The 6446-nt window shown below is 74.0% G+C and carries 4 protein-coding genes; all 4 read right to left on the bottom strand.

Going from position 1 to position 6446, the window contains the following annotated elements; genetic code table 11:
• Window positions 1-91: 91 nt before the first annotated feature.
• Window positions 92-1237: an OpgC family protein gene (locus GVN67_RS27590; protein WP_160000523.1), complete on the bottom strand. Its 1146-nt coding sequence runs from the start codon at window positions 1235-1237 to the stop codon at window positions 92-94.
• A gap of 204 nt (window positions 1238-1441) precedes the next feature.
• Window positions 1442-2302, bottom strand: a complete 861-nt coding sequence (locus GVN67_RS27585; RefSeq protein WP_160000522.1) for a transglutaminase family protein — start codon at window positions 2300-2302, stop codon at window positions 1442-1444.
• Window positions 2299-4851 (bottom strand): circularly permuted type 2 ATP-grasp protein, encoded by a 2553-nt coding sequence (locus tag GVN67_RS27580; protein ID WP_160000521.1) that lies wholly within the window; start codon window positions 4849-4851, stop codon window positions 2299-2301. Before GVN67_RS27580 ends, GVN67_RS27585 begins: the two co-directional genes overlap by 4 nt.
• Window positions 4852-4864: 13 nt before the next feature.
• A partial coding sequence (locus tag GVN67_RS27575) for a transglutaminase family protein (protein WP_200845423.1) occupies window positions 4865-6446 on the bottom strand: 1582 nt, incomplete at its 5' end.

The raw sequence follows: 6446 nt of genomic DNA, 5'->3' as shown, positions 1-6446 counted from the left end.
GTGGGGGCCACCGGGGTGGCGGCGGTCTGGCCCCAGGCGACCCCGGGGACCAGCAGGGCGGCGGCGAGGAGGGTTGCGCGCATGCCGGGCGTCACACCGCCGCCGGCAGGGAGGCGGTGGGCGGCTTGCTGCTGCGCCGCTTCTCGGTGGCGCTCATCATCGCGGCCACCAGCACCTGGGTGCCGACGCCGGCGGTGACATAGGCGATGTCGAACAGCGCGCCGTCGAAGCCGGTCTGCTTGAAGGCGACGCCGGTGATGCTGACCACCAGGCCGGTGCAGAAGACCGGCAGGGAATGGCGGCCCATCATCGACAGCGGGTGCAGCCGCGGCAGGTCGCGGGCCCAGGCCTGCAGCGGCGAATGCACCACGACGTAGCACAGCGCCAGCACGTGCAGCAGGCGCGGCACGGAAAGGAACTGCTTCTCCGGCACGGTCAGGAAGTCGGGCAGGGGGGCGAGCCAGCCGGCCTCGGGGAAGCCGGTGCCCTTGGTCACCGCCAGCCCCAGCAGCAGATAGGCCAGCGCCGCCCACCACCAGCCGCGGCGGTAGGTGGTGGCGGCGCCCAGCCGGTTGCGCCGGGCGCCGAGGGCGAAGCCGAGCACGAAGAGGAACTGCCAGGAGAGCGGGTTGAAGAACCAGCCGCCGGGGATCGGATAGGAGGGGAAGTTGGCCCCGGTCAGGCCGGCCGCCAGCCAGAGCACGCCGGAGGCCGCGACCGCCGCGCCCATGCTGCGCTGGGCCAGCGCCATCAGCAGCGGCAGGGTGCCGATCAGCACGCAGTAGAGCGGCAGGATGTTGAGGAAGCCGGGCTGGTAGCGCAGCGTCACCGCATCGACCAGGGCGCCGGCCGGGTCGAGCATCAGCGGCTCCAGCGCCATCACCGAGAACAGACCGAGGTCGCCCTTGTTGATCGCCATGGTGGCGAAGACCGCGCCGCCGACCACCACCAGCGCCAGATGCGTGGTGTAGAGCTTCACCGAGCGGCTGAGCACGTTCAGCGAGGTACTGAGCTTCTCGTCGCCCAGGTACTTGCTGAAATAGGCGGAAGCGGCGGCGTAGCCGGCGAAGAAGACGAACAGGTCGGCCGCGTCGGAGAAGCCGAAATTCTTGTGGGTGAACTGCTCCAGCACGTTGCCCGACACGTGGTTGATGAAGATCGTCACCAGCGCGACGCCGCGCCAGACATCGAGCGCCAGGTCGCGGCCCGGCGGCGCGAGCAGGCCTGGAAGGTTCATCGACGCGGGCTTCGTGGGCGCGCTGGGGGCCGCCATGGCGCAGTACTCCTGGACGTTCCGGTCCGGCCCAGCCTGGAGTGCCCCTTCGGGCCGGGCTCGCCGGGGCGGCGCGCGCGGTTCCACGGCACCGCAGCAAGAACCCGCGGACCCCCTCGGAGGTTGCTTTCACGCTGTTGCGCGGTGGGGCACGCGATGGGCCCCGCCTCAGGCGGGCGAGAGGTCCACGCTGACGTCCAGCGCATGCTGCCCGCCGCCCAGGATGATGCCGCGGAGCGGCGAGATGTCGTTGAAGTCGCGGCCCCAGCCGATCACCACATGCTCGTCCTGGACCACCAGGTTGTTGGTGGGGTCGAGGTCGACCCAGCCCTGGCCGGGGCCCAGCCAGGCGCCGACCCAGGCATGCGACTGGTCGGCGCCCAGCCGCGCCACGGCGCCCGGCGGCGGCCGGGTGCGGATATAGCCGGAGACATAGCGCGCCGGCAGGCCCAGCCCGCGCAGCCCGCAGATCATCAGGTGGGAGAAGTCCTGGCAGACCCCGGCGCGCTGGGCCAGCAGCTGGCCGACCGTGGTGGCGATCGAGGTCACCCCGGCGCGGAAGGTGAAGTCGCGGCGGATCCGGGCATTGAGGTCGAGCACCCCGGCCAGCAGCGGCCGCCCCGGCCAGAAGGATTGCAGCGCGTAGTCGCGCGCCCCGCCATGCTCGGGCAGCAGGGGGGAGGGCAGGGTGAACTCGGCCGCCCCCGGGTCGCGCAGCGCGGCGCGGGCCACCTCCTCCCAGGCGGGCGAGGTGTCCAGCGGCGGCGGCGGCGGGAAGGCGACCTCGACCTCGGCCTCGGCCACCACCTCGAAGCGGGCATGGGCGCGGTCGAGGAACAGCCAGGTCACCCGGTTGCCGAAATGGTCGATGCCGGTGGCGACGCGGGCGGGCTCCGGCGCGCAGGCCACGCTGTCCCACAGCACCTGCTGCTGCGGCAGGGCGCGCGGCGACAGGTGCAGCATATGGGTCGCGATATCCACCGGCTCGGCATAGCGATAGGCGGTGGCATGGCGGATGCGCCACCTCATGCGGCACCCCAGAACAGCACGGCGGGCTCGGCCGCGGCGGTCTCGCCGCCCAGCGTCTGCGCCGGCGGCAGCAGCGCGAAGAAGCGGCGGGCGATGGCGTCCGAGATGGCGGCCATCTCGGCCTCCAGGGCCGCGATGTCGGGCGCCATCCTGGCCGCCGCCTGGGCCTGGTCGGCCACCGCCAGCAGGGCCGGGGGGATCGCCTCGACGCGCGCGATCAGCGCCTCGACCGCCGGCAGCAGCCCTTCCTCGGTGCCGCCCTCCAGGTCGGTCAGGCGGCGGCGCAGCGCGGCCAACTGGTAGCCCAGGCCGCGCGGATTGCCCGGATCGGCCAGCACCAGGTCCAGCGCCGGGGCCGGCTGCAGCACGCCGAGGTAGCGGCTGCGATAGGTGATGACGGAATCGCAGAGCTCGAGCGCCAGGCGCAGCCCGCCCTCGATCCGGCTGGCCGGCTGGGCAAGGGCGAAGCCGAGCTGGGCGGCGATGGTCTGGCCACGCTCGACCCGGCGGCCGAGGTCGAGGAAGGCATAGCCGCCGGCGCGCACCATGTTCTCGGCCGCCGCGCCCGCGACCCCGGCGCTGTAGCGCAGGATGCCGCCGAGCAGCTCCTCCAGCCCCGCCAGCCCGCGCTGCGGGGCGGCGGCCTGCACCTGGATGGCGCGCAGCGGCAGCGAGAACAGCGTGTGCATGTCGCCGGTCAGCCGGTCGCGCACGCCCTCGACCAGCCGGCCGATCTCGGCCATCAGCCAGGCGACGCTGCCGCCCTCGCGCAGCGCCCGCCAGAGTGCGGCCTGCAGCGCCGAATGGGCGGCGGCATTGGGCACGTCCTCGGCCTCGGCCAGGCCCGCATGGCGCAGCGCCGCGGCCAGCGCCGCCAGCTCGGCCAGCTCGCGCGGCAGCAGCGGGCCGCGGTCGATCCGGGCCAGCACGGCCCGCATCAGCCGCGCCGCGCCCTCCAGCCGCTCGACATAGCGGCCGAGCCAGAACAGGTTGTCGGCGACGCGCGACGGCAGGGCGCCGGCGGCGCGGCGGATCGGCAGCGGCGGCAGCGGCAGGGCGGCGGGGCCGGTGATCTGGGCGCCGTCCTCGCTCAGCACCCAGACATCCTTGGCCAGGCCCTGGCGCGGCAGGCGGCCGCCCAGCCCCTCGCCGGGCTCGGGCGAGCGCGCCAGCCCGCCCGGCATGGCGCGCCACTGGCCGCCCTCCTGCACCAGGAACAGGCGCAGGATCACCGGGCGCGGCGCCAGCCCGTCGCCCACCGCGCTGGGCGCGACCGAGGGCGCGATGTGCCGGCTGGCGACATAATCCTGCGGCCGCTCGGCGATGCGGGCCAGCAGCCCGGCCAGGGCCGCGTCGGACAGGGCGCCGAGCTCCTGCGCCGCCACCGCGCCGTCGAAGGCGGGGCGCAGGGTCCAGTCGCCCGGGGCGCGGCGCAGCATGGCCAGCGCCTCGGGCCGCGCCAGCCAGTGCGATTCGATGGCCGGCAGCGCCAGCTTCTGCCCCAGCAGCCGCTGCGCCAGGGCCGGCAGCAGCGGCGCCAGCGCCGGCGCCTCGACCAGGCCGCAGCCGGGGGCGTTGACGATGCGCACGGCGCCGTTGCGCATGGCGTCCAGCAGGCCGGGCACGCCGGGGCCATGGCCGGCGCCGGGGCCGCCGAATTCCAGCGGGTCCAGGCTGCGGCCATCGACCCGGCGCAGCAGCACGTCGACCGGCTGCAGCCCCTTCAGCGTCTTCAGGAACAGCGCGCCGCCGCGCACCGTCAGGTCGCCGGGCTCGACCAGGGCGCAGGACAGCTCGCTGGCCAGCAGGACGTGCTCGAACCACAGCGGGTGGTGGACGCCCGGCGTCAGCAGGGCGACGGCGGCGTTGTCGGAGCCGTTCTGCGCCTTGGGCGGCGCCAGGCGCTGCAGGCTGTCCTGCCAGAAATCGAAGAAGGGGCGCAGCGGCTGCACCTGCTGGCCACGGAACAGGTTGGGCAGGACGCGGCCCAGCATGCGCCGGTTTTCCTGGGCATGGCCGATGCCGGCGGCGCGGCTGGTGCGGTCGGCCAGCACCCGCCACTGCCCGTCCGGGCCGCGGATCAGGTCGGCGGCATAGGTGTGCAGCAAGGGGTGGCGCGGCGGATGCGCGGCGCTCCGGCAGGGCCGCAGGAAGTTCGGATTGGCGAAGACCAGGGATGGCGGCACCAGCCCCTCGGCCAGCAGCCGCTGCTCGCCGTAGAAGTCGCGCAGCATGGCCTCCAGCAGCCGCGCCCGCTGCGCCAGCCCGGCGGCCAGCGCGGCGAACTCGCCGGCCGGCAGCACCAGCGGCACCGGGTCGCAGCGCCAGGCGCGGGCCGTGCGGCCGGCGCCGGGCAGCAGCGCGCCCACCCCTTCATCCTCGAAGGCACGGTCGAGGCGGCGGGCGGCCTCGGCCACGGCGCTGCCGCGCGGCGCCGCCTCCGCCGTCAGCGAGGGCGGCAGATCGGAAAAGGCAGCCAGGATGCCGCGCCAGTGCGGTCGCACATGGCCACGGCCATCGACCATCTCATCGGGCGGGGCATCGTTCACCCGCCCCGCGGTATCACGCCAGACGGCGCAGGTCGAGCGTCCGGCGCAGCTCCGGGGCCTCGACCGGCAGCGGCGCGGGGCTGGCGCCGGGGCGATGGCCGAGCGGGAAGAAGCGGGCGCGGCGGCGCGCCTCCGCCTCGTTGGCATTGACCGGGAAGCGCTCGTAGTTGCGGCCGCCCGGATGCACCACGTGGTGGGTGAAGCCGCCGAGGGAGCGGCCGGTCCAGCGGTCCCACAGCTCGAAGACCAGCGGCGCCTGGGCCTTGATGGTCGGGTGCAGCGCCGAGGGCGGCGCCCAGGCCTTGAAGCGGACGCCGCCTATGAATTCGGCCGTGCGCCCGGTCGGCGCCATCGGGATGGCGCGGCCATTGACCGCCAGCGTCATCCGCTCCGGCGACAGGCCGGTGGCGCGCAGCTGCACCCGCTCGGTCGAGCTGTCGACATAGCGCGCGGTGCCGGTGCCGCTGCTCTCCTCGCCCAGCACGTGCCAGGGCTCCAGCGCATGGCGCAGCTCGAGGCCGACGCCGTGCAGCGTGGTCTCGCCCAGCAGCGGGTAGCGGAAGGCGAAATGCGGCGCGAACCATGCCTTCTCCAGCGGCGCGCCGAGGCTGCGCAGCTCCTCGATGGCGTCGAAGAAATCCTGCTCGGCGTAATGCGGCAGCATGAAGTCGTCATGCAGCCGGGTGCCCCAGCGGACCAGCCGCCGCTCATAGGGGGTCTTCCAGAAGGCGGCGAGGGCGGCGCGCATCAGCAGGGTCTGGGCCGCCGACATCTGCGGGCTGGGCGGCATCTCGAAGGCGCGGAACTCGACCAGGCCGCGGCGGCCGGAGGCGCTGTCGGGCGAGTACATCTTGTCGATGCAGAACTCGGTCCGGTGGGTGTTGCCGGTCATGTCGGACAGGATGTTGCGGAACAGCCGGTCGGTGACCCAGGGCGCCGCGGTCTCGAAGGGGCGGACCTGCTGGAAGGCGATCTCCAGGTCGTGCAGCGAATCCTGCCGCGCCTCGTCGATGCGCGGATGCTGGCTGGTCGGGCCGATGAACAGGCCGGCGAACAGGAAGGACAGGCTCGGGTGGTTGTGCCAGAAGCCGAGCAGCGACTTCAGCAGGTCCGGCCGGCGCAGGAAGGGGCTTTCCTCCGGCGTGTCGGCGCCCATGACCACGTGGTTGCCGCCGCCGGTGCCGACATGGCGGCCGTCGAGCATGAATTTCTCGGCCGCCAGCCCTTCCTCCCGCGCCAGGGCATAGAGCTGCTCGGTGCGGGCGACGTATTCGGGCCAGGAATGGGCGGGGTGGATATTGACCTCGATCACGCCGGGGTCGGGGGTCACCGAGAAGCTGAGCAGCCGCGGATCCGAGGGCGGGCCATAGCCTTCCAGCACCACCTTGCGCCCCAGGCTCGCCGCCGTCCGCTCGACCGCGGCGCAGAGCTCCAGCCAATGCTCCAGCTCGGCCAGCGGCGGGAAGAAGATATGCAGCTTGCCGTCGCGCGCCTCGACGGTCAGCGCGGTGCGCACCAGCTTCTCCGCCGCCTCGGCCGTGCCCGGGAAGGGGGCGCCGGGCACGGCCTGTCTCTTATACACGTCTGACTCTGCC

Origin of the sequence: Roseomonas sp. 18066, assembly GCF_902706185.1 — a bacterium.
In the GTDB taxonomy this organism is placed as follows: Bacteria; Pseudomonadota; Alphaproteobacteria; order Acetobacterales; family Acetobacteraceae; genus Pseudoroseomonas.
The sequence above is the reverse complement of the archived record's forward strand: the minus strand, read 5'-3'. Positions and strand labels throughout refer to the sequence as shown.